Origin of the sequence: Streptomyces sp. STR69 (assembly GCF_024519455.1) — a bacterium.
Taxonomy (GTDB): Bacteria; Actinomycetota; Actinomycetes; order Streptomycetales; family Streptomycetaceae; genus Streptomyces.
On sequence record NZ_JALJRY010000013.1, the window covers coordinates 39,460 to 63,089 of the forward strand.

Below are 23,630 nucleotides of genomic sequence, written 5' to 3' on the forward strand. Positions count from 1 at the left end.
CACCGTCATCCGTCCGACCGTCGAACACCCGCCGTCCTGCAGGATCAACAAGCCGGCCCGGCTGCGGTGGTCCCGCACCGACGCCACCCCGGTCGATGTCGACCGCGGCCGGCAGGCTTTCCTACGGCGCTTCGACATTGAGCACATCAGACTCCCGGCAGGACCCGGCCCCGCGTACGCAACTCCGCCGCCGCCGACCGCTGGACCTGGCCCCGCCATGCCGTCGGTGATGTTCGGCCAGGACGGCAGGATGACACCGCAACCGCCTCCTCCGCCGCCGCCCGTGCCGTCTCACCTGCTCGAAGTCGGCGGCCATCACCTGGCCGAGGTCCGCGTCGTACCCGGCAGTCGTGATGCCGTTCTGGACCTGCCGCAACTACGCGCGGCTGTCCCAGTTCCCGCCGGACCACGCGTACGTCTGCCGGCCCCAGGCAATCTTCCCGTTGTCGAAGAGTTCCTTGATCACGCGCCCTGGCCGACGGCGGAACGTTGGTAGAGGTCTTGATGCTCTGCGCATAGATCACCATCCCGGTCGGTCCGGACCGACTGCCCTCGCCCCCGCGCACCCGGCGCCGCAGCGGGACGCCGAGGCACTCGAAGACTGGCCAGCAGCAGTTCGGCCAACACCCAACAGGCGCCGGACAGATCACCGAGGCACGGGGCGACGCCGCATCCAACTCCGCAGACACTCACCAAGACGAGGGCAGGCAGCACAGCGCGGTCGGCGGATCAGTAACGGTAGCCGGGCCAGTGAGGGGCCTCCCAACGATCGTCGCCGGAGAGGCCGAGCAGTCGTATTCGGTGGAGCAGTTCCTCTGATACGCCATGGGCCCGGAGCCGGGCAGGGGCATTGCGGACCAGCCAGGCGGTCAGCTCGATGCGTTTCTCGTCCTCGTTCTCCCAAGAATCCCAGGGGAGTTGATCTCCGAGCAGGTCGTACTCCCACTTTGCTGCCGCCTCGGCGAGGTGGTCGTCGGCCGGGTGGTCAGTCAGCGTTTCCCATGTGGTGAGCCACGGGGTCACCGAGGCAGACGCCTCGGTGACCAATGCCAGAACCTCGTACGCGGGTACTGCGGGATCGGGATCGGTGAGCGTGTCGGCCCACCAGACGTGCAGGAAGTCCCTGATTGCTTCGGCCTGCGCGGTGGGCCACTGCTGCCAATGACCGCGAGCGAACGAGCGGCCGACTTCCTCGAACCCGTCGTGCGGCTCGACGGAGCCTTCGAGGAGGGCCGTGGCCAACTGGGGCAGGATCCGGCGCAGTACGGATGCGTGGTCATTCCAGTCGGTGGCCTGCCACGTGCGGTGCAGGAGGTCAAGATCCAGCTCGGTGTCGGGAACCTTGAGCTGCGCGAGTTCTTCGGCGCTGCCCCAGTGGCACTCGCAGTTGTGCTCGTCGGGGTGGGCCGTCATCCCGCCGAAGGCAGTGGCCAGGCCGTCGAGCGCGGCAGCGAGGCGACGTCGTGCGGAGGGCTGGTCGGGATTCATCAAGGCGTTCGCATTCAGGACTCCGGGAGCTTCCGCCATCCGAAGATCGCCAACTTACCCGGGTGGTTCTCGGGCCGCCACCGACATAGCGCATCCCGTCTCCCCCGACGCTTGAGATCGCCCATCAGCGTGCACAGTCGGCGCAGGCTGCGAGGGCGGGGTGAGCGCCTTCGTAGGTGGTGTGGTTGTCACGGACCTCCCACCGGACGAAGCCTCAGACCTTGAACCGCGTCACGGTGTCCTCGGCCGGCCAGATGTCGACATCGTGCCGGCTGCAGGCGGCGAGCGGGGCACCGTACTCGCGCGGCCAGTGGCGGAACTGGGCGAGGCAGCAGCGGATATCGGCCAAAGCCGCAGTCTCCGGCACTCGGCTCGAAGAGCTTTGTGCGAGAGTCCTCGCGCATGCAACCGCCGCACTCCTTCAGCGGTGTTAACGAATGGGGCTCGTGTGCTCCTTCGACCTGCGTGCGGAACAGTGGAAGGAATAGGGGTAAACGGGGTGTGCGCGATGACCAGCGCTCGTATGCCTGCCTTGTCCGGAAGAGAAACAGCTCGGACCGGGGGCCGGGAATTCGGGATCGGTAACGAGCAACAGATGTGCGTCGGGCCGCTCGATGTGCAGCCGTCGGCCTGCACCGGAAAGGCACCCACGGCCGGAATCGGGGGACGATGAGCGGCGTACTGATCCATGTGCCACAGGACCCGCCGCTGACGCTACGGCTCGGCGCGGGTGAGGTCGCCCGCTTCGGGCGCGGCTCGGACACGGTCGCCGTGGAGTTGCGGCTCGACGATCCGGCGGTGTCACGGCTGGCCGGGGAGATCCGGGTGAGCGAGGATCACTGGCTGCTGAGCAACCTCAGCGCCACACAGAGCTATCTGGTCGAGAACCCGGAGGGCGCGGGCGAGTATCTGCGAGTGCCGCCGCGCCGCCTCGGGGCGCCCATTCCCTTCGAGTTCGCGCGTGTTGTCCTGCCCACCCGGGACCGGGTGGTGAGTTTCCAGGTGTTCGCCCCCGACCATGTGTACCTGGACCCTCAGGGGGCGGTCGGCGGCCGTCCGGGCACGCAGACCCTGACCGCGTACTCGCTCGACGAGACCGCGACGTACTTTCTGGTTCTGGTCGCCCTGTGCGAGCCGCGGCTGCGCGACGAGTCCGCACTGGCTGTTCCGACCACGCCCGAGATCGTCGAACGTCTGCGGCAACTGCCGCAGTGCGCGCGCCTCACCGCCCGCGGGGTGAGTGCTCACATCGACTACCTCGCCGAGGAGAAGCTGCGCATCGTCCTGCCGGAGTCGCGTGATGCGGGCCGGGGTGCCCGCCGCAACGGCAAGCGTGAGGCGCTGGTGGGAATCGCCCTGCGGTTCGGGGTGGTCGGCGAGTCCCATCTGGGGTTGCTTCCGTCACGTTCGGCGGCCACCTGCAACAGCGCCCAGGCGGTGGGCCGGTGAGCCGTGCGACCGAGGCCGAGCGCGTTCCGGCCGGTTACCGGGTCGGAGACTGGGAGGTGGGGGAACCGATCGCGGACGGGGGCTGGGGATGGGTCTACGAGGGCCGGAGCGTGCGCGGGACGGATGACCACCCGGCTGTCGTCGCGTTGAAATTCCTGCCCACGTCCGGACTCGCCCCTCGGCAGGCGCGCGGGCTGCTGGAATGTGCCCACCGGGAGCGCGAGTTCGGGCGCCGGACGCGGCATCCCAGGCTGATCCGGGTGCTCGACTCACTCGTACTGGACGAACCGGACAACCCCGAACTCGACGGCGCGATCGTGCTGGTGATGGAGCGTGCCGAACGCAGTCTGCGTCAACTCCTCGCGGGTGAGGCGGGGTTGGCGGACGGGCAGGCCGAGCGGGTCCTGACGGAGATCTGCGAGGGGCTCGCCCATCTGCACGATCTGGGCTGGGTGCACGGCGATCTCAAGCCCGACAACGTTCTCCTCATGGCGGACGGATCGGTTCGCCTGTCGGATTTCGGGCTGGCCTCGGAACTCGACGGCACCCACGGCACGCACGCGTGGATCCCGCCCCTGGGCACGCCCGACTATCTGCCGCCCGAGCGCTGGAAGGCCCCGCTGGGCGAACGCGGTGTGCAGGCGCGTCCGAGCGCCGACATCTGGGCGCTCGGCGTCATGGTCCACCAGATGTTCACCGGCGGCATCTCGCCCTTCCCCGGCGCGACCCCGGCCGCGCGGGGAGCCGCGGCGCAGGAGTACGCGGGCGGACGGTCGCCTCTGCGGCTGGATCCCGCCGTACCGCCGTTCTGGCGCGATCTGGCCACCGACTGCCTCGCCCCCACCCATGAGGCACGCGCCGCCTGCACCGCGGGAGCCCTGCTGGCCCGCATCGGTACGTCCGCCCATGGCGACGAGGCCGCGGCCGACGGCACGGGTGCGGCGCGTGCCCGCCGGCATCGGCGCCGTCGGCGGGTCGTTCTCGGCGCCGCGGCGGCCACGGCCTTGTGTGCGGCGGCGGTCGCCGGATGGGCGTACGTCGCGGACGACAACGGCACGAAGCGGGACGGCCCGGTTCATGCCGAGAACGTCTCCGACACCGCCGGTCCCGCCCCCATCACGGTGTACAACGTGGAGCCGACCTGCCGGGCCCATGCGGCCGACCGTGATCAGCAGTGCAGCCTCGGTCTGGCGATCGACCCGCTGGCGCCCTACACCGTCGCCAACGTGGTAACCACCCGTGTGTGGCACGGAGACGTCCTCACGGCGCAGTGCCGGTTGCCTCAAGGGCTGCCGGTGACCGACGAGTTCGGTACCCGTTCCACCGAGTGGTACCGCGTCCGGTTGCCGGGCGGCGCGGCCGACTCCACCGCGTGGTTCCCCGCCGTGCGCACGAAGGACCGGCCCGCCCTGCCCACCTGCCGATGAGGCCGCATGCACCTGATCCGGCCGGATCAGGTGCATGCGGGGATGTCCCGGCCGTCGTTGTCCTTCGCCTCGTCGTTGCCCCATCGGTCGAGGTAGTAGGCGGAGACGTACGCCCGTCCCCGGCCGCCCGGTGTCACCTCGTCGAGGTCGGTCAGCAGCCACCAGTGGTTGTACGCCGTGCCGTGCCGGACCTCGTCGCCCCACTTCCTGCACAGGACGTAGTTGGTGCCCTTGCGCAGCGTGCCCTGAGCGGCGCACCGCGGTGTGCCGTCGTTCACGCAGTCGGCGTCCGGATAGCCGGTGGCGTCGGCCATGGTGTCCACCCAGTACCGGGCCGGCTGCCCTCCCCCGCCGTCGCAGGCATTGGTGCTGGTGACGCGGGGGAACGGGCCGTCGGGCGTGAGCCGGTACTCGGTGCCCTGGAGCACCGGGGGGACCATCTCGTCCGTCTCGCCGTCGTTGTCGCCGTTGGTGTCGTAGAGCTGCTCGTAGTGGAGATGCGCCTCCTCCGTGCCGACGAGTCCCAGCCGCCCTACCGGTTCCCCCGACGCGACCTGCTGGCCGAGGTGGACGTCGATGCGGTCCATGTGCAGGTAGACGCTGAACCAGCCGCCACCGTGGTTGATCTCGATGCCGCCGGGCTCGAAGAACTCGGTGACCGTGCCGGCGGCGGACGCGGTGACGGTGGCACCCAGGGTCGGGCCGTCGACGTGGTACATGTCGAGTTTCTTGTCGTCGGGATCGTGGCCCAGATACGTCTGCAGCTGCCAGGTCTGTCCGCAGGGGAACGGCAGCCGGAAGTCGGGGCGGGCGGTGGGCGCCGCCGACGCGGCCGGTGCGCTCGCGCACAGTCCCGCCGTCATCAGCAGCGCCGTCAGTGTCGCCGCCCAACCCGCTCTTCCCGTCGGCCTCGGCCTCATCGTCATCGTCCTCGTCCTCTCTTCGCCTCGGTGTGCCGGCGACGACGGTGCCGTACCGCGGCTCGGAAGGGACTCCGGCACGTTACGGAGTGGCCGCCGGCTCGGGGTGGCTCAGGTCCCGCACTGGCGGGTCACGCCGCCGGTCGCGTCGCCCTTGAGGTAGATGCCGCTGACGTAGCCGACACCGCCCGCGTTCAGGGGCAGTTCGATCCACTTGTCGCTGGTGTAGCCCTCATCGGTGACTACCTGGCCGGTCTTCCAGCAGTTCGCCGGGTAGCTCTGGTTCGGGTACACCTTGCTGACCACGTCGCAGGAAGTGGAGGCGCAGGAGCGGACGTTGGCCTCCATCCACGCCGTGACGTTCGTCTGCCCGCCGGTGTCGCCGGACGGCTGGAAGGTCACGTCCACCCAGTCGTTGTCCGTCATGCCCAGGCCGTCCCAGAAGGTGCCGTCGGCCACGTCGATGCCGGCCGGGTTGGCGACCCTGCGCCCGAACTCGTCGAGGCCGCCGTTGTAGCCGGACTGGTTGGCCGCCTGTGCCTCGGGCGTGCCCTGCGGCAGATCACGCCACATCTGCCGCTGCGCGGACGGGTTCCAGTAGTCGTCCTGGGTGTTCCAGGGGCCGACGTCCCACACCGGTGCCGTCTCGCAGCGTCCCGTGCGCTGGTAGCACAGCCGCACCTGGTACTCGTGGCCGCCGTTGGAGGCGAGCATCCGCCGGGACGGCAGCGCGACGAAGTGGTCGCGCTGCTGGATGACATGGCCGTTGGCCGTGGTCTGCCCGGCCAGGCCCTCCCGAGTGGCGAAGATCCGGTACGTCGGGGAGGCCGCGGTCAGTGCGCGGGGTGCCCGGGGAGCCGGCTGCGCGAGGTCGGCGTGCACGGAGACGGCCGAGACCACGGGGGCGGCGGTACGGCTGCCGAGCAGGGTCAGCCGCACCTGGACGACTGAGACGGCCTGCGCCAGCCGTAGCCGACCGGCGCGGTCGGGGGTGGTCCACTGCGTCCACCGTCCGGGGTGATCGCTTCCCCGCACCTCGGTCACCACCTGCGTTCCCGCCGGTACGTGGGCCCGTGGGTGGATCGTGAACGCGTCGGCCTGCCGCCCGAGGCTGCGGGCCGGCCCGGTGTACACGGCGAACGCCCTGCCGGGAGCGGACGCGGTGCGGGCGCGGCGATCGCCGATGGTCAGCGCTCCGTGCCCGCGATGGTCGATGTTGTGCTGGTCGGCCGACGCGGCGGCGAGATCGATGCGCCAGTCGGTCGCCGGCCGGGCGGCGGGACGTTCGTGGCCGGGGCCGTCGGCGGCAGCGGCGGCGACCGGCGGCAGCCCGCCCAGAACCAGCAGGGCGCACAGGCCCCGTATCAGTCTCCTGGTGGTGGATCTCATGACGCATCTCTCCAACTGGTCGGGAAAACGGTGCGGTTGACGCTCCACAGCCCTATCCGCCCGCGCGCCGTCACGTCATTCCGGAACGTTCCGGATGCCGCCGGCCGAGGGGGCGCGGATAGCTTCCGTGCCGTCCACCAGAAGTCACCGGAGAGGAAGCCTCGTGCGTCTGTTCCCGTACGCCGGACTCGTCACAGCCGCTGCCGTCCTGCTGCCGCTGACGGCGGCCCTGCCCGCCGCCGCGGCACCGTCCGCCCCGGCCGCGTTCGCCGCCTCGTGCCCGACCGCCGGGGTCATCACCCAGGGGTACAGCGACAGCCACGACGGCGTCGACATCGCCAACGCCCAAGGGACGCCCATCTACGCCGTGGGCGCCGGCGAAGTCATCAACTCGGGTCCCGCCAGCGGCTACGGGCAGTGGATCCGCATCCTGCACGACGACGGCACGGTGACCGAGTACGGGCACATGTACCAGCGGGATGTCGTCGTCGGCCAGCATGTCCAGGCCGGTCAGCGCATCGCCCTGATGGGCAGCGAGGGCGAGGCGACAGGGCCGCACCTGCACCTGCGGGTCAGGATCGGCACCTCGACCACAGTGCGCGGTATCGACCCGGTGCCGTATCTGCGCGACCGCGGGGTGAACCTGCCCTGCACGCCCGGCGGTGGCGGGCAGGGCACCACCGTGACCGCCTGGGCGGAGGCCAACGTCCGCTCCTGCGCGGCCACCAGCTGCGACGCCGTGAGCAAGGTGTACCCCAACGAGAGCTACCCGGCGAACTGCTGGAAGACGGGTCAGCTCGTCACGGCCGAGGGTTACAGCAACGACAAGTGGGTCCAACTCGCCCTGAATTCCGGGGGCGTTGGCTACGTCAGCGCGATCTACCTCAAGGGCGACGACAAGGGCAACGTCAGCCGCCAGTGCGGCTGACCGCTCCCCGGTCCGAGCGCCCGCACCCGACTCCCCGCCGCACTCGGCTGCGGGGCACCACCACCCCACCGAAGGGAACACCCATGTCCGTCTCCGTCCTGACCCGCGTCGCGGCGCTCGGCGTCTCCGCCGCCGCCATCGCGCTGCTGCCCGCCGCGACGGCCTCGGCGGCCGACGCCGTGAACACGTTCAAGAACCAGGCGACCAACCGCTGCATCGACGACACCGATGCCGGGTTCCGCACCTGGGACTGCAACGGCTCCACCCCGCAGAACTGGATCGTCCACAAGTGGGGTGACGGGACTGTGCAGTTGAAGAACGCCCTCACCAACCGCTGCATGTACGACAGCGATCAGGGGTTCAAGACCGCGAACTGTGACTCCAGCACCAACCAGAGCTGGCTCGTGCACAAGTGGGGTGACAACACCATCGAGCTCAGGAACCAGCAGACCAACCGCTGCATCGACGACAGCAGCGCCGGATTCCGCACCTGGGCGTGCAACTCCGGTCAGAACCAGAGCTGGTTCTGACACCTGCCCACCCATCCCCGTCCCGCGCGCTCCGGTGCCGCCGTTGCCCAACGGTGGTGCCGGAGCGCGCTGTTGAGGTGATGCGGTCCGTCAGTCGTCGGCCGGGCTCAGTACCATCCACGGGTGTCCTGGATACAACGTCGTAAGCGCAAGGAGGAGCCGCCGTCGAAGCGGTTGCCCGACCTGGAGTTCCTCGCCCTGGTCAGGGCCGGGCTCGAAGAGTTCGCGCCAGGAGCGACTCAGGGCGCCCAGCTCAAGGGCAACTCCTTGATCAGCCCGCAGGGTTGGGCGGTGGCCGTGGCCCCGCCGCACCACGGGGGCGGCCACCACTACGACCTGGTCGCGCTGCCGGACGTCAGTCTCCAGCCGGACGTACCGTGCTTCATGGACTGTGTCGTGTCGATGTCCGCCGATCCGCAGGACGCGGCGAACACATGGGTGCAGACGGCGGGCGCCTGCCTGCTCGAACTCCTCGACTACCGCGAGCAGTTCGCGGACCACGCGGGCCCCGACGACAAGCGCGGCGTGCCCGGCTGGCACATGATCACGTCGGGTGCGGTCGGTCTCGGAAGCGACGTCGACGAGAGCCGGCGACTGCAGGGCGCGCTGCTGGAAGCGAACGTGCTGCACCGGATCGCGGACTCGTTCACCGCGGACCTGGAATCGCCCTTCTTCAACGGCGTCAAGGTCTTCTACGGCGGTCGCCCCGGCGCGATGCAGGCCGAGATCCGCGTCAACGGTGAGCGCCACGAGGCCGCTTCGGCAGCGATGACGGCGCTCGGACTGCCCGAGCCGACAACATTCACGGCAGTGCGGTTCTACGCGCTGCTGCTTCCGCTACCGGCAGACGGCGAACTGAGCCACCCGACGCCCCGGCCCGATCTCGTTCCTGCCCCAGCGCAGTCCAATACCCACGCCCACGGCGACACCTGCGACTGCGGCGGCCACCTCGACCCTGAGCACCCCGGCTTCGACCTGGCTCTGCCCCACCTGGTCGCCGAGCTCTCCGAGGAGGAGCGCAGGCGCCGCGTGAAGTCCGACACGGGCGCGATCATCACCGCGGAGGGCGTCGGCAACTTCCTCAAGGTCCGTCTCCCGATCCGTCTGGACGACGGAAGGACGGTGGTCTACCTCGCCTGGATCTACCTCCGGCCAACCGTGTTCGACGACTTCGTGCAGCGGGTCCACGACGACGACCTGGCCGGCCACCGCTTCGAGGGCCTGCTGTGCAACGCCATCGACCCATGGGGCGAGGACGTCCTGCGCGCCCCCGTCGTTCTCGGCGGCCAACGGATCAACGAGGACGGCTCGGTCCGCCTCAGTGAGGTGCTGGAGTCCAGCGATCCCCTGCTCAGCAAGGTGCTGACGGAGACCTGGCCCGCTGCCTTCGTCGTCGGCGACCGCTTTCCCCGCTCGCCGTCGAGCTGAAGTACCGGCAGAGGAGTGTCCCTGTGGACCTGGTGCACGAGGCATTGACAGGCAATCGCTATCCCGGGCGCGGTGTGCTGTGGGCGAGGACTCTGGGCGGCGCGTTGTGCGGCGCCTACTTCCTCACCGGACGGAGTGCCGCCTCCAAGGCCCGTGTCCTGCGCGGAGGGGACGGGGAGGTGATCGTCGCGCCGACCGGCGAGTCGGCTCACGATCCGCTGCGGCACTATGTCGCAGCGCGCGAGCTGGGTGGCTGGTTGGTCTTCGGCAACGGAGAGCAGGTCGCCGTGGTGTCGGACCTGCTCCAGGAGGGACGAACGCCGACCGAGGCGATGGCAGGCCTGGAGTACGAACCCGACCCGCCGATCTTCACGCCCCGCATCACGGTGGTGGCTGATCTGGGCGTGGGGCAGGACGCCTGGTTCGGTGCTGCCCGTCGCAGTACCGGCGGCAGGACGTCGGCCAACGTACTGACGCTCGCCGTCCGCGACCTGGGTCCCGGTGACGCCGTTCTGATGACGACGTACCGATCGGACGGACACCAGGTCGCCACCGGTGAGCCGTTCCTCGAAGCCCGGACCGGGGCAGCCGACCCGGCCGAGCTCCTGGAGGAGGTGTGGGGTGCGCTCACCCCGGAATTCCGCGTGGCGATGGCGGTCTTCGAACCCGGGCGGCTGTCCGATGCCGCGATCCGCCACGAGGCAACCGCGCGGGTGTGACTACCCGTCCATCGGGTGCGCGATCCGCGATCCGGGTTTCTCGGTCGGTGCCGTACCCCACGTCGTTGCGTTCGTCCGCGCCGGAGCCCGTTGCGAATACGGTCACCCGGTCGAGCGCGAGTCACACTGTGGGTATGCCTCGGAACGTCTTCGGGGCTACGGATACCTGTCGTGCGGTCCGCTGCGGTGCACATCCCGTAGCCACGGACCAAATGACGGGGTCCCCCAACGATGGAACAGGACACCTCGGCGATCACTGCTCCGGAGCCTGCCTCGCGGCAGCCCAGTCGGAGGGCTGCTCGTGCACGTACCAGGCGTACGCGGCGACCCCGACAACCACAGGGGCACACAGTGGACGGACCCGCTCATCGGCATCGAAGCCCGGGTCCCAGCGACTCCCTCCCTAAGCTCAGTGGCATCAGTCATCTCCCCCGCCCAGCAGGCCAGTTCAGACCCGACCGGCAGACACGTCAGGCCGCACGCCGAGATCCGACGTCTCCGCCGCCTCCTCGAAGCCGAGGATCACAAGCCCGAGGAAGACCGAACGGCACCACCGATCTACAGTTCTTGACAATTGCTCCGGGCCGGACAGCCCAGGAAAAGGCTTTCGCCGACGAGGGCTCTCGTCCTATCGTCTGACCTCGTGATCAGCAACGGCGTTCCATTGCCCCCGACGGTCTACCCGCTCGCCAAGGGACGGGTGTGGGCCATGTTGGCCGGCGCTCTGGTCTTCGTCGCTCTGGGCATTGGTTTCCTGGTCGCCCACAGCACCGTGAAGATGACTGTGGCAGGGGCGCTGGCCGTGCCCTTCTTCGGGTTGTGCTCGGTGATCATCATTCAGCGTCTACGCCGAGACCGGCCGGAGTTGATGCTGGACGACACAGGAGTGGACCACGAGAGGCTGGGCCGGTTCGGCTGGGACGAGATAGCCGCCGTACGGATACGCGAACAGCGAGTACGCAACGCCTCGCAGCGGTTCATCGAGCTCGTACTCCACGATCCGGATGCCTATCTGGCCCGAGCACCCAAGCTCGTCCGCAGCACCGCATCCATGAACGCCCGACTCGGTTTCGGTCCGGCCATCATGGCCACCAACACCTTGCCGGTACCGCCTGAGACGGTCCTGGACGCGATGCGGCGTCACTGCCCCGGACTCGCAGTACAGCACTGAGCACGTCCGTCGGCACCTTCGGCTTCGGCCGCTGGTCAGGCCTCCTCTGGATCGGCCGAGGGCGTGATCGTCCTGAAGTCGTAGCGGGCGAAGTTACGCTCGCGGTGGGGCCGGTCCTGCTCGTCACTCGCCCGAGCAGCGGTATCGGCGCCTCCACCACCCATCGGCCGGCCGAGCACGGCGCCTCCGTGACGCTCGTGACACGCCGCAAGGACCGGCTGGACGACCTCGCCGCCGAGATCGAGAAGGCGGGCGGCAGTGCACTGGCAGTGGGGGCCGACATCACCGACCCCGCCCAGGCCGAAGCCGCCGTACAGCGAACCGTCGACGGCGCTACGGCCTGGTCGGACCGGTCCAACTCCCGCTGTGGGCACAGCAGTCAGTGGCCCCAGCCCCGGCGCGTGCGCCACCGGCGGGGCTGATGGGACGGACCCCAGCCGCGCGGATCCCGGCAGCCGTGGAGTCGCCCATCACTGTCCCGGAAGGAGTCCAGGGCGTTCGCGCCTCGGAGTCCGGCGTGACGGGCCTCGTGCAGTCGTGGTCAGGGAGCGATCCCCACGCCGTCGATCCGGCTCCACGCCCGCTCCTGCTTCGCGGTCATGGCGGGCCAAGCGAGTCCGCCCGGCCGGGGCCTGATCCGTGAGGCGTACGGCGCGGGGCGGAAGGCCGGGTCGTAGAAGCACCCGGTGCCATACCTCTGGTCGAAGGCCTCGCAGGAAGCCGCGATCGAGCGCGCGGTCGGCTTGTGTCCATGGCGCACCCAGACGTCGAGCGCCGCGAGCGAGTCGGCGTACTCCGAGTCGCTCAACGCAGTGTGCTCGGTCTCCTTCGTGAAGGTCTGGACGAGGTTGCCGCCCCGGCCCGCGCCCTGGAGAGTGGCGCGGTAGGCCGCCTCGTGCTCGACGAAGGCGGTCGGGTCGTCGATGGCGTGCAGGGTGAGGACGGGGATGGAGACCTTGCCCGTCAGGTCGCTGTCGTAGGAGAGGTCGCGGCGCGCGGTGGGGTCGGCGGAGAACCGTTCGACACCCGCGTTGAGCGCCTTGTCGTCGTGTGAACCCGCGTACCGCACGCCCTGGTTGCTGAAGGGATTGCGGCCGCCGAGTCGGTTCGACACGATGTCCCGGAACGTGAAGGTCGCGAACCGCAGATGTGACTCCAGCGCGCGCTCCGGGATGCGGGTGACGGCGAGGATGTCGTCGAGGTTGCGCTGCTGCAGCGCGGTCCGGTCCGCGGGGGCGGAGGAGAAGCCGGTGCACTCCTGCAGGCGGGCGCGGAGTCCGCTGCTCGTCATGGTGGAGTCCGCGCGCAGCCCCTGCCACAGCGGGTACTGCGGCTCCGTCGGGCGGGGGTGGTTGTGGCAGTAGTACTGGTAGACCACCCGTAGGTCGACCCGGTAGTCGTAGCCGCGCGAACCGCCGCCGAGGACGCCGCTCGTCAGCAGCGCGCCGTCGTAGGCGCCGGGGCGTCTGCCGTAGGTCTCCGCGACCTTGGCGGCGACGTCGCCGCCCCAGGACTGGCCGTGCACGTAGGTCCGCCTCGGCTTGCCGAACTCCGAGACGAACAGCTTGCGCACGTTCTCGGTGTCGGCGGCGGCCATCCGGGTTCCGTACCCACCGCGCCGGTAGGACGAGCCGGCCCAGGCGTACCCCTCCTTGACCATCACCGCCCAACGCCCCAGGTCGTCGGTGCTGCGTGCCGGGTCCGAGGAGTCGCCGAGATCGGGTCCGCCGTGCGCGTGTACCACGAGGGATCCGTTCCAGTGCGTCGGAACGGCCATCGCGTAGTACGCCCCGTTGCTGTCCTGGCCGGTGTAACACGTCGCCTTCCCGACCAGGTCGGACGGGCAGGTGGCCACCGTCGGCCGCGCGCTCCCTGCCGTGGGTGCGGGTGCGTTGCCGAGTGTGCCGAAGAGCGTCGCGGCCACGCCGACGGCCAGCACCGCCCGCCGGTGACGAGAGGCCGAGAGCCGTCGGCGTACCGGCACGGGCGCGTCAAATGTCGTCACGGGAGCGGCTCCTATGAATTCGCTGTGCGAAGTTGCCCTGCGATCCGTGATGTTAGGAAGCGCCGCATGCAGGGACCAGCCGTTGATCATTGCGTTCATAGTGTTCGCCCGCCCCGCCCGCGACCTCTCCGACGCTGTTGATGTCCCACAGGCCGGTGATGGCGGGGAGCCGGCCCCTCCTTGACGGGCTCCCCGGCATCACGAACCGGACGTCATACGACTACGCCAACTCCCTGACGGTGTGCTGATCTCCGTCCGCCTGGTATTCACCCCGTTCCGCGGCGGACGTGTCGGCCAGGGTGTTGACGGCGGTGTTGAAGCGCTCCATGGAGCTGGGGCGGTCCGCGCCCAGGACGTATTCCTTGAAGTCGTGACGGAGCGGTGCCATCGGATCGTGGCGCGGCTCGCGGACCGAGCGAAGGATGTCCGGCAGCCGGGTGCAGTCGCGGTCGAGGAGGTAGGCGCCGCCGGCGGTGGTGTAGGCGGCGCGGAAGTCGTCGTCGGGCAGGTCGTGTGCGTTGGTCAGGACATAGGGTTTGAGGCTGGCGACGAAGTCGGCGACCACCGAGGAGACGTCGCTGATGAGTATGTCCGCCTGGTTGAAGCACTCGTAGAGCGTGGGCAGTTGTCCGAGGATGACATGGTGCCGGACCGGCTCGTGGCTCTCCCAGAAGAGCCGGTGCCACTCGCTGTGCAGGGCGTGCCACTCGGCCGTGTCGCCGCGGTCGGGGACCCTTGAGTCACGGGTCTGTTGGGTGTAGTCGCCGCTGTGCCGTCCGGCCAATTCGTCGATCCGGGCCCGGATTTGCCGCAGCCTCGGTCCGACGCTGAGCGCGGCCTGCGCCTGCGCCTGCGCCTGCATGGATTCGCGTCGCTCGTTGTCGTTGCTCAGCAGTTCACGGACGGCCTGGTCGGAGGCAGCCGCTTCGGGAGAGCGGCGGCCTGTGAGCGGGTGCGGCTTGTAGATGATCCGTACGTTCTGAGCGAGGAGCTTCTCGATCAGGGGCACGCCCATCGGAATGAGGGAGGTGTGGCAGTCGTCGTCGCTCCAGCCCTCCCAGGTGGGGGCGTACAGCACGACCGGCAGTGGGCCCGGCGTGTGGTCGGCGTGGAGCCGTATCGACGACAGTTGCGGGCGCCCGACCTCGACGATCGCCTCGTCGCTGATGGCGTGCCGCACCCGCTGGTAACGGTCGCGCCCGGCCCGTCCGGCCACCCAGATCTCGTCGTACACCTTGCTGACACGGTTGCTGCTGGCGAGCTTGTCGCTGTCTCCGTGGCCGATGAAGACGTGCTTGGCCTCGGCGACGCGCAGCATGTGGACGTTCTTGCCGGCGTTGCCCGGGTACAGGACGACTCGGACGTCGGGCAGTTCCAGCTCGGCCAGGTCGTCGGCCTTGGGCACGCACAGGACCGGGATCCAGGTGCGGCTGAGGTATCGGAACGAGGCCTGCTCACGCAGGATGATCAGTGGGCGCCGATCGAGCTGCTCCAGCGTCTCGATCCACATGTTGACCTGGTACATGAAGTCCCGGGAGACCGCCGCGAAGCTGAAGTACAGGGCCACCTCGGGTCGGTAGCCGGCCAGTTGCCGGTTGACCTCGGCGATCACCTCGTCCTTCGCGGGCATCCGGCGGGCCCGGCGGAACGCCATCAGCAGTGCCACTACGGCCGTCACCGCGGACCCGGCCGTCAGCGCGTAGCCGATGACGGCGGGGTACCAGGTCCCGGCCGCGAGCGCCACGAGCAGCCCCGCGTGTGCGGGCAGGTCCAGGTGCAGCAGCTTGCGCAGGAAACGCCGGTAGAGATACGTGGGCGGGGGCTTCTCGATGCCGGACCCGCTCATGTCGAGGTTGCGCACGGCCACCGGCAGCGTTCGTCGACGACTGATCGCGTGATGCACCGCCGAGTACAGCATCACCAGCGCGAAGTGGGCGCCGAAGACGGCGAGTCCGGCGACCAGCACCCGGTCCGGGGCCCCCGTCCGGTCGGCCAGGGCGAGCAGCATCAGCGTTCTGAAGGCGAACCGCAGGGTGCGGTCGAGTTGCAGTGCCGCGAGCCGGCGGACGAACTGGGGTGCGCGGACATGCAAGGCCTCGTCCACGATGTAGCTCACGGCGGACGCGACGGCGAAGCCCCACAGGGACGGCAGCAGCGCGAAGACGGGCAGCGCGGCGAAGCCGGCAGCGAACAGGAACACCAGCAGAAGGTCGGCCTTCGCCCGCACGCGCAGGGCAGCACACAACCAACGGACCATCATGGACAAGGGATCCCCCCACAGGACTTCCCGCGACGGCGGCGCCGTTGCACGCCAGTTCGACGCGAGGAAGGAGTGAAGGGTTGTACGCCTGATGGCTATGGATAATTCACTTCCAGTTAACCGGATCGGGCTTGGTCGACAGTGGCGCGCCGAAGGCCACGACCCACTGAGGCAACCACCGCCTACATGCTCCTCGCGCCCCTCTCCCTCCTGACGACCTCCATCCCGAAGGCCCCGTTCCTGAAGACCAGCCGCAGGGTGCAGGTGCCGATCGGCGTGCCACGGTTCCGACTGCTGCCAGGTCCCCGCCCAGGACCATCAACTTCCGCCGTGTCCAGCTGTATTGAGGCGCCGACTTTCCTTCTTGGCGCTCCTGATGTCCGAATGCTGTCATGCACACATCTTGACCAAATTGGTCTAGACTTTTACCTTCGAGTGGTCAACTCCCTTCGGCTCGCGCCCAGTTGAGACGTGCGCTCTCTTCCGCGTGCGCCGAACCGCTCGAAAGGGCCCCGACACCCCCATGACCACTCGTTCCCCTCTCCCCCGCAGCGCGTTACGCGGCACCCCCGTCGTCGCCCTGCTGACACTGCTGCTCGGCCTCCTCGCCGCAGCACCGGCAGCCGCGGCGACCGGGGCGATCACCGGCCTCGCCGGCAAGTGCCTCGACGTCGCCGGAGCCGGCACCGCCGACGGCACACCGGTCCAGCTCTACGACTGCAACGGCACCGGCGCCCAGCAGTGGACGGTCGGTACGGACAACACCGTCCGCGCGCTGGGCAAGTGCCTTGACGTCACCGGCAATTCGACCGCCGACGGCGCCAAGGTCCAACTGTGGACCTGCACCGGCGGCGCGAACCAGCACTGGACCGTCACCGCCGCCAACGGCATCGTCAACCCGGCCTCGAACAAGTGCCTGGACGTCTCCGACAACTCCTCCGCCAACGGGGCACGCATCCAGATCTGGAGCTGCACCGGAGGAGCCAACCAGAAGTGGAACGCCCCCGCGCAGCAGTCGGGAGAGCAGTGCTGGGCCACGCACTACGGTCCCCAGCCCGCCGGTGCCCTCACGGCCAGCGGCGAGGTCTTCGACAACAACGCGGACACGGCGGCCACTTCGCTCTCGCGCCAGCCCCAACTGCCGTTCGGTACACGGGTCCAGGTCACCAATGTGGCCAACGGCCGCTCCCTGACCGTACGGATCAATGACCGCGGGACGTTCGCCCAGACCCCGCAGGAACCGAAGTGCCTCGATCTGACCGACGGCGCCTTCAGCCGACTCGGAGGCGTCCTCGACCCGGACGCCGGTCACATCGTCGTCACCCAGACGGTTCTGGGCTGACGACTGCGGCACGCCCGGCTCGCCGTACCGGCCGACGCAGGCCGACCGACCGCTCTCGTCCGCCTCTCAACCACAGGAGCAAAGACCCATGGTCACCCCCCACTCCGCACCAAGTCTCCGCAGACTTACGGCTCTGAGCAGACTGACCCTCGTCATGCTGCTCGCCGCGGCTCTGTCCGCTCTGTTCACCGTCTCCCCCGCCCGCGCGGCGGACGGCCGGATCACCGGTCTGGCCGGCAAGTGCGTCGACGTCGCCGGGGCGAACTCCGCCAACGGCACCGCCGTACAGCTCTACGACTGCAACGGCACCAGCGCCCAGACCTGGTCCAACCCCGGTGACGGAACACTGCGCGCGCTCGGCAAGTGTCTGGACGTGACCTCCGGCGGCACGGCGGACGGCACGACGGTCCAGCTCTACGACTGCAACGGCAGCGCCGCCCAGAAGTGGGCGGTCAGCTCCGCCAACGACATCGTCAACCCGCAGGCCAACAAGTGTCTGGACGTCACCGGCAACAACTCGGCCAACGGCACCCGCCTCCAGATCTGGACCTGCTCGGGCGGCGCCAACCAGAAGTGGAACGCCCCCGCGAGCGGCGGCGGCACCACCCCGTCCGGCTTCGTCGTCAGTGAGGCCCAGTTCAACCAGATGTTCCCGAGCCGGAACGGCTTCTACACGTACCAGGGCCTGACCGCCGCCCTGTCCGCGTACCCCGGTTTCGCCAACACCGGCTCCGACACGGTCAAGAAGCAGGAGGCCGCCGCCTTCCTCGCCAACGTCAGCCACGAGACCGGCGGACTGGTCTACGTCGTTGAGCAGAACACCGCCAACTACCCCCACTACTGCGACGCGAGCCAGCCCTACGGCTGCCCGGCCGGACAGGCCGCCTACTACGGGCGCGGCCCCATCCAGCTGTCCTGGAACTTCAACTACAAGGCCGCGGGCGACGCGTTGGGCATCGACCTCCTCAACAACCCCTGGCTGGTCCAGAACGACTCGGCCGTCGCCTGGAAGACCGGCCTGTGGTACTGGAACACCCAGTCCGGCCCGGGCACGATGACCCCGCACAACGCCATGGTCAACGGCGCCGGCTTCGGCCAGACCATCCGCTCCATCAACGGCTCCCTGGAATGCGACGGACGCAACCCCGCGCAGGTCCAGAGCCGCGTCGACGCCTACAACCGCTTCACCTCCATCCTCGGCGTCAGCCCCGGCAGCAACCTCTACTGCTGACGTACGTCCACCGACACCTGGTGCGGGGGCCGGTTCATCACCGAACCGGCCCCCGCTCCGTCCTGCCTGCGCGGAGGACTGCGTCGCCGTACGGGAAGCGAAGCCCTCAGCCGCCTCATCGACGCCGTGGAGTTCATGGACGGCCTCGGTGACGGGGCAGGCCGTAGGTCGAGAGACAGGACCGCGGAGCCTCGGCGTCGCGTCACTTTCTGTTGTGTCGTCAATGTCCCGCGCGTGTACGGCAGTTGGGTCGTGCCATCCCCCTGACGACCAGCCATGTGAGGATCTAGGATCCATCTTGCGAAAATCTTGTGATGGAGGGTTGTTGAAGCTCCTTCTGCTCGGACCGGTGCATCTGCGCGTCGCACACAGCGAGCGGGATCCGGGACAGCCGCGCAGGCGGGTGATCCTGGCCGCGCTGGCGGCCGACGCCGGACGGCCCGTGGCTGTCGAAACGCTCATTGACCGGCTCTGGGACGGCGATCCGCCCAACGGCGCGCGCTCGGTGGTCTACTCCCATGTCAGCCGTCTACGGCGGCTGTTGGACGATGCCGCGGCCGAGGAGAGCGGCACGGGGGTGCGCCGCCCGTCCATCCACATCGGGAAGGTGTCCGGCGGATACCTGCTGAAGGCGGACGACGACGCCGTCGACCTGACGCAGTTCCGCCGGCTCGTGGCCCGCGGGCGAAAGCCGGCGTACTCCGACAGGGAACGTGCGGAGTTCCTCGAACAGGCGCTGCGACTGTGGCAGGGCCCTGCGCTGGAGGGACTGCCCGGAGCCTGGGCGGAGCGCATCCGGGCGGCCTGGGGTCAGGAGCGGATCGAAGCGGCATACGCCTGGGCACAGGGCTCACTCCGGCAGGGCAGCCCGGACAACGTGCCGGAGCTGCTACGGCCCCTGCTGGCCGAACATCCGCTGTCCGAGCACCTGGCCATGGTATTGATGCGCGCACTGGCGGCCACCGGCTCGAGTACGGACGCGCTGCACGTCTACACCAGGATCCGTGAGCAGCTGGCCGACGAGCTGGGGCAGGCGCCCGGACCCGAACTGCGGTCGGTGTACGAGGAGTTGACCGCCGACACCATGGCGAGGCCGCGGCCGGCCGTTCCACCGGCCGCAGCTCCCGTTCCGGCCCAACTGCCCATGGACATCCGGCCCTTCACCGGACGGGACGACCAACTCTCCGCCCTGACCCGGGTCCTGCTCGACGAAGGCGGTGCCGCGGGCGACACCGAAGCGACCGTCTCCGCCGTCCTGGGCACCGCGGGCGTCGGCAAGACCGCGCTCGCCGTGCACTGGGCGCACCGGTCGCGGGAGGCCTTCCCCGACGGACAGCTGTATGTCGACCTCAGAGGCTACGACCCGCACCAACCGGTCTCCGCGGCCCAGGCACTGACCGGCTTCCTGACTGCCCTCGGAGTGCCCCGGCCAGAGATCCCGCTGCGCCTGGAGGACCGGGCGGCGCGCTACCGTACGGCCCTCGACGGACGCCGGCTGCTGGTGATCCTCGACAACGCCGCCTCCACCGCGCAGGTCAGGCATCTGCTGCCGGGCAACCCACGCTGCCGGGTACTGATCACCAGCCGGGACTCGCTGAGCGGGCTCATGGCGGTGCACGGAGCACACTCCGTGGTGCTCGACGCGCTCTCCCGTGCCGATGCCCTCAAGCTGCTGCGGGCGCTGATCGGTGAACGGATGGAGGCGGAGCGCCCCGCCGCCACGGATCTGGCGGAGCAGTGCGCACGGCTGCCGCTGGCTCTCAGAGTGGCGGCGCAGTTGGTCCTGTCCAGGCCCACCGAGACACTGGCCCGCCTGGTGTCCGAACTCGCGGACCACCAGCGGCGGTTGGACCTGCTGGACCTGGGCGACGACCCCCGCGCCGCCGTCCGCGCCGTCTTCTCCTGGTCCTACGCCCGCCTCGCCGACCTGCCAGCCCGCCTCTTCAGGCTCCTCGGTCTGTACCCCGGACCCGACATCGACGCCCACTCGGCCGCCACACTGGCCCACGAGCCCGTGGACACCGTACGGCAGGCCCTCGACGTACTGGCCCGCGCGCACCTGCTCAACCGCACCCCGGCCGGCCGGTACGCCATGCACGACCTGCTGCGGGCCTATGCCGCAGAACTCACCGCCCGGCACGACACACCGGCCGAACACCGGGCTGCCCTCACCCGCCTGCTCGACCACTGCCTCGCCACATCCGCAGCCGCCATGGACCTCCTCTACCCCGCCGAACGCCACCTGCGCCCCCTCGTCGAGCACCCCGGCACCGGACTGCCACCCCTGCGCACCGCGGACGAGGCACGCGCCTGGCTCACCGCCACGCAACCCACCCTCGTGGCACTGTGCTCCCGCACCGAGGAGCCCGGCCCGTCCGGACACACGGTGCGCATCGCCACCACGCTGCACCGCCACTACGAACGCTCAGGGCACTACACGGACGCCCTGACCATCCACACGCACGCCCTACGGGCCGCCCGTTCCGCGGGCGACACGCGTGGCGAGGTGGACGTCCTCGCCTGCCTGGGCGCCGTCCACCGGCGGCTCGGCGACTACGACAGCGCGCGCCAACTCCACGACACCGCTCTCGCCCTGTGCCGCAACACCGACCATCCGGCCGGCGAAGCCCGGCACCTCACCAACCTGGGCGTCCTGCTTGAGCTGCGCGGACGCTACCGGCAGGCCGCCGAACACCACGAGCAGGCGGTGGTGCTCTTCCGCTCGGCCGGCGACGCCCACGGCGAAGCGGACGTCCTCAACAACCTCGGCATTGTGCTGGAGCTGCTGGAGGACTTCACCGCATCGGCCGAACGTTACGAGCAGGCCCTTGAGTTGTACCGCGCCGCGCACCACCCCTTCGGCGAGGCCAGTGCCCTCGGAAACCTCGGCATCCTCACAGCGCGGCAGGGCAACCACACGGCGGCAGCGGGCTACTTCGAGCGGGCGCTGACACTGTTCCGGCGGCTGACCAACCCCGCCGGAACCGGACACGCACTGTCCAACCTGGGCAACGCGCTCAGCGCCCTGGGCCGCCACCAAGAAGCAGCCGAACACCAGCGCGAAGCCCTGAGAACGTTCCGCGACATCGGCGAGCGGTACGGCGAGACCGGCGCCCTCAACGGCCTCGGCGAAGCCCTCAACGGCCTCGGACAGGCCACCGAGGCGCTCGAGGCGCACGCCCAGGCGCTGGATGTCGCCCTTGAGATCGAGGAACAGGAAGAACAGGCCCGCGCCCACCTCGGCACAGCCGCCGTCCTTCGGGACAACGGCCGACCGGAGAAGGTCGCCGACCATCTGTCCAAAGCCCTCGACCTCTACACCGCGCTCAACTCCCCACGCGCCCAGGACATCCGCAAGATGCTCGACGTGCAGTGACCCGCCCACCGTGCCGGAGTGGCCTCGCCCCGGTAGCAGCCGAGGCAGGGCCACCCTCAGCCGATCAGGTTGGCGCGGACGACGGCTGTCCGGTTCACAGCTTGACGGCAGCGGAGCAGTTCCCGATTCCCGTCCGGCAGATACGGACGGACCACAAGCTGCGTGCTCCCGTCACGTACTGATCGGCGGACGTACAGACCATGTCGCCGTACCACCGCCAGCTGGTGTCGTCCGTGTCCTTCACCTGGAAGCGCGCGCAGTGGCCATCGGTGAGAGGGTCATGGGCGTGGAGCGACCAGTCCCCGTTCCCTACATAGGTGACGGAACCTGCGGCGCCGGTCGTGCTCAGGTTGTAGGTCAGCGCCTGGGCAGGAACAGCCGAGAAACCGATGAGGGCGGCGGAGGCCGATACGGCGACCACGGCCAGCCTTTTCGGCAGCGAAGCCCGCGTTCTGAATTTCACCATGCATCCCCTTCACTGAGTACGTCGCTCAAACTCTCGGACGACCGCTCGACGGCCTTCACCCACAGCGGGCGGACGGTCCTGCGACGATCAACTCGACGGCCACGTCACAAGCAGGTCGCTGCACGTCGAGGGGTTGGACCGGATCCGGATGGCTGTCACCGTGACGGTCGAGTCGTTGTGCAAAGTGGTGTTCGGATCCAGGCAGATCGCGATACTCGTGCTGCCCACTCGTAGCAGGACCGTGTCGTCGTTGCGCGAGTTGTAGACCACATCAGCCCCCTTGCTGTTGGGACCGAGCGTCTGGTTGTAGTCCGCGTCCTGGTACGCGGCCGTGGGATTGCCGGCGGTGAACTGGGCTTCCGTCTGGTAGAAGCAGACCCGCGGATAGACACATCCGTGCAAGGTCGTCTCGGCAGCCGCCGGTTGGGCACTCGCCACCACCGCGCCCACGGCCGCGAACGCCGCCCACCCCGCCACTGTCCTCTTCATGGTCATGCTGGATCCCTCCGTCACGATGAACATTCCGACGGCGTTCGGCACGTCGGCACTGCGCGCAACGGCACCTGCCCGCTCGCGGATGTCTCCCGGTTCCGAACGCCCCACCGCTGACTCCCACGGGGCCCCGGAGCGCTGACGTGTGCCCCGACGGTCGTAGGTGCGCGTTAAGTTGGACTGCCCGTCCGCCCGGTGCCGCACCGCTTGGTGATCGTCTCTTTCACCTGCATGTTCACGCCCCCGGGACACGATCGTCCGTGCTCGATGACACCAACGCTGAACCATCCACCTTGCGAAAACCTTGCGCACCGGCCCCGAGGTGCCCACGTGCCAGCAGGACGCAGCTACGGCGATCTCGTCCGTGAAATGGCCGTATCGCCTGCCGTTCCCTCGGCGGCAGGCGACACGGCGTGCCTGGTGGCGCGGAAAGCCCCTAGCAGGTGGCCCGGTGGATGGTGACGGTGTTCAGGCTGGAGAACTTGTACCAGCCCGCGCCCCGGGTCAGATTCAGACCGTCGATGTCGAACGCGAAGGTGCAGCCGGTCGGCACTTCGAAGGCATCGACGTCGACGCTGCCGCCGCCGATGTGGTGGCCCGCCGCAACGGACTTGATGTCCTTCGGACAGGTCGAGCCGATATTGCCGGTGTCCGCGGTGCAGGTCCAGTTCAAGGACACACGGACCGTTCGGCTGGAGTTGTTCTGCACCTCACCGCAGGGGGTGGGCGGGAAACTGCTGCATCCACCGAGCGCCACTCGCGGGGTGTTGGGTGCCGCAGGAGCGGCGGTGGCGACTCCGGCGGCACCGACAGCGAGGAACAGCGTGCTCATCCCGAGAGCGACAGCCGATCTGTTGAGCATTCTCACGCTCGTACCTTTCCGTATGACCTGAACATGCCGTGCGCGCTCCATGCTGGAGGGACCGCCTTGCGAAAACCTTGCGGCCCATTCGGCGGGATCGGCGGGATCGGCGGGATCGGCGGGATCGGCGGGATCGGCGGCGGGACG

20 protein-coding genes are annotated in these 23,630 nt (G+C 69.3%); 11 read left to right on the plus strand and 9 right to left on the minus strand.

The window, feature by feature from the left end:
* Positions 1-729: 729 nt before the first annotated feature.
* Positions 730-1,488 carry a hypothetical protein gene (locus OC490_RS24300; protein ID WP_262060101.1) on the minus strand — a complete coding sequence of 253 codons (759 nt, stop codon included), beginning with the start codon at positions 1,486-1,488 and terminating at the stop codon, positions 730-732.
* A gap of 214 nt (positions 1,489-1,702) precedes the next feature.
* Positions 1,703-1,837 (minus strand): hypothetical protein, encoded by a 135-nt coding sequence (locus tag OC490_RS24305; protein ID WP_262060102.1) that lies wholly within the window; start codon positions 1,835-1,837, stop codon positions 1,703-1,705.
* Positions 1,838-2,157: 320 nt separating this feature from the next.
* On the opposite strand from OC490_RS24305, the gene OC490_RS24310 reads away from it, so the two are divergent.
* Positions 2,158-2,937 (plus strand): serine/threonine protein kinase, encoded by a 780-nt coding sequence (locus tag OC490_RS24310; protein ID WP_262060103.1) that lies wholly within the window; start codon positions 2,158-2,160, stop codon positions 2,935-2,937.
* On the plus strand, positions 2,934-4,364 hold the full coding sequence (locus OC490_RS24315; RefSeq protein WP_262060104.1) for a serine/threonine-protein kinase: 1,431 nt from the start codon (positions 2,934-2,936) through the stop codon (positions 4,362-4,364). The genes OC490_RS24310 and OC490_RS24315 overlap by 4 nt, the downstream gene beginning before the upstream one ends.
* Before the next feature lie 26 nt (positions 4,365-4,390).
* Here OC490_RS24315 and OC490_RS24320 read toward each other — a convergent pair whose 3' ends face one another.
* On the minus strand, positions 4,391-5,290 hold the full coding sequence (locus OC490_RS24320) for a M23 family metallopeptidase (protein WP_262060105.1): 900 nt from the start codon (positions 5,288-5,290) through the stop codon (positions 4,391-4,393).
* 105 nt (positions 5,291-5,395) lie between these two features.
* The gene (locus tag OC490_RS24325; protein WP_262060106.1) at positions 5,396-6,673 is read right to left on the minus strand and encodes an SH3 domain-containing protein; all 1,278 of its coding nucleotides are present in this window, start codon (positions 6,671-6,673) and stop codon (positions 5,396-5,398) included.
* A 163-nt stretch (positions 6,674-6,836) separates the two neighbouring features.
* Here OC490_RS24325 and OC490_RS24330 point away from each other — a divergent pair, with 163 nt between their 5' ends.
* The 6 genes from OC490_RS24330 to OC490_RS24355 all read left to right on the plus strand — a co-directional run bounded on the left by OC490_RS24330 (position 6,837) and on the right by OC490_RS24355 (position 11,871).
* On the plus strand, positions 6,837-7,601 hold the full coding sequence (locus tag OC490_RS24330; protein ID WP_262060107.1) for a M23 family metallopeptidase: 765 nt from the start codon (positions 6,837-6,839) through the stop codon (positions 7,599-7,601).
* An 83-nt stretch (positions 7,602-7,684) separates the two neighbouring features.
* Positions 7,685-8,131, plus strand: a complete 447-nt coding sequence (locus tag OC490_RS24335) for an RICIN domain-containing protein (RefSeq protein ID WP_262060108.1) — start codon at positions 7,685-7,687, stop codon at positions 8,129-8,131.
* Between the two features lie 123 nt (positions 8,132-8,254).
* Entirely contained in the window at positions 8,255-9,559 is a 1,305-nt protein-coding gene (locus OC490_RS24340) for a DUF6348 family protein (RefSeq protein ID WP_262060109.1), read from the plus strand.
* A 23-nt stretch (positions 9,560-9,582) separates the two neighbouring features.
* Positions 9,583-10,278: an IMP cyclohydrolase gene (locus OC490_RS24345; RefSeq protein ID WP_262060110.1), complete on the plus strand. Its 696-nt coding sequence runs from the start codon at positions 9,583-9,585 to the stop codon at positions 10,276-10,278.
* Positions 10,279-10,921: 643 nt separating this feature from the next.
* Positions 10,922-11,449 (plus strand): STM3941 family protein, encoded by a 528-nt coding sequence (locus tag OC490_RS24350; RefSeq protein WP_262060111.1) that lies wholly within the window; start codon positions 10,922-10,924, stop codon positions 11,447-11,449.
* A gap of 104 nt (positions 11,450-11,553) precedes the next feature.
* A complete protein-coding gene (locus OC490_RS24355) occupies positions 11,554-11,871 on the plus strand; it encodes an SDR family NAD(P)-dependent oxidoreductase (RefSeq protein ID WP_262060112.1) in 318 nt (105 codons plus the stop codon).
* Positions 11,872-11,990: 119 nt separating this feature from the next.
* Here the strand turns inward: OC490_RS24355 and OC490_RS24360 are convergent, their stop codons facing one another.
* Positions 11,991-13,454 (minus strand): DUF6351 family protein, encoded by a 1,464-nt coding sequence (locus tag OC490_RS24360; RefSeq protein ID WP_262060113.1) that lies wholly within the window; start codon positions 13,452-13,454, stop codon positions 11,991-11,993.
* 220 nt (positions 13,455-13,674) lie between these two features.
* Complete coding sequence (locus OC490_RS24365; RefSeq protein ID WP_262060114.1) at positions 13,675-15,714, minus strand: hypothetical protein; 2,040 nt, start codon at positions 15,712-15,714, stop codon at positions 13,675-13,677.
* 523 nt (positions 15,715-16,237) lie between these two features.
* Here OC490_RS24365 and OC490_RS49585 point away from each other — a divergent pair.
* The 3 genes from OC490_RS49585 to OC490_RS24385 all read left to right on the plus strand — a co-directional run bounded on the left by OC490_RS49585 (position 16,238) and on the right by OC490_RS24385 (position 21,663).
* Positions 16,238-17,056: a lectin gene (locus tag OC490_RS49585; protein ID WP_410098917.1), complete on the plus strand. Its 819-nt coding sequence runs from the start codon at positions 16,238-16,240 to the stop codon at positions 17,054-17,056.
* A 154-nt stretch (positions 17,057-17,210) separates the two neighbouring features.
* Positions 17,211-18,287, plus strand: a complete 1,077-nt coding sequence (locus OC490_RS24380) for a glycoside hydrolase family 19 protein (protein WP_262060294.1) — start codon at positions 17,211-17,213, stop codon at positions 18,285-18,287.
* Positions 18,288-18,612: 325 nt separating this feature from the next.
* Complete coding sequence (locus OC490_RS24385; protein WP_262060115.1) at positions 18,613-21,663, plus strand: AfsR/SARP family transcriptional regulator; 3,051 nt, start codon at positions 18,613-18,615, stop codon at positions 21,661-21,663.
* A 94-nt stretch (positions 21,664-21,757) separates the two neighbouring features.
* On the opposite strand, the gene OC490_RS24390 is transcribed toward OC490_RS24385, so the two are convergent.
* The 3 genes from OC490_RS24390 to OC490_RS24400 all read right to left on the minus strand — a co-directional run bounded on the left by OC490_RS24390 (position 21,758) and on the right by OC490_RS24400 (position 23,453).
* Positions 21,758-22,129 (minus strand): hypothetical protein, encoded by a 372-nt coding sequence (locus OC490_RS24390; RefSeq protein ID WP_262060116.1) that lies wholly within the window; start codon positions 22,127-22,129, stop codon positions 21,758-21,760.
* A gap of 87 nt (positions 22,130-22,216) precedes the next feature.
* The gene (locus OC490_RS24395) at positions 22,217-22,624 is read right to left on the minus strand and encodes a hypothetical protein (protein ID WP_262060117.1); all 408 of its coding nucleotides are present in this window, start codon (positions 22,622-22,624) and stop codon (positions 22,217-22,219) included.
* Positions 22,625-23,057: 433 nt separating this feature from the next.
* Positions 23,058-23,453: a hypothetical protein gene (locus tag OC490_RS24400; protein ID WP_262060118.1), complete on the minus strand. Its 396-nt coding sequence runs from the start codon at positions 23,451-23,453 to the stop codon at positions 23,058-23,060.
* Positions 23,454-23,630 lie beyond the last annotated feature (177 nt).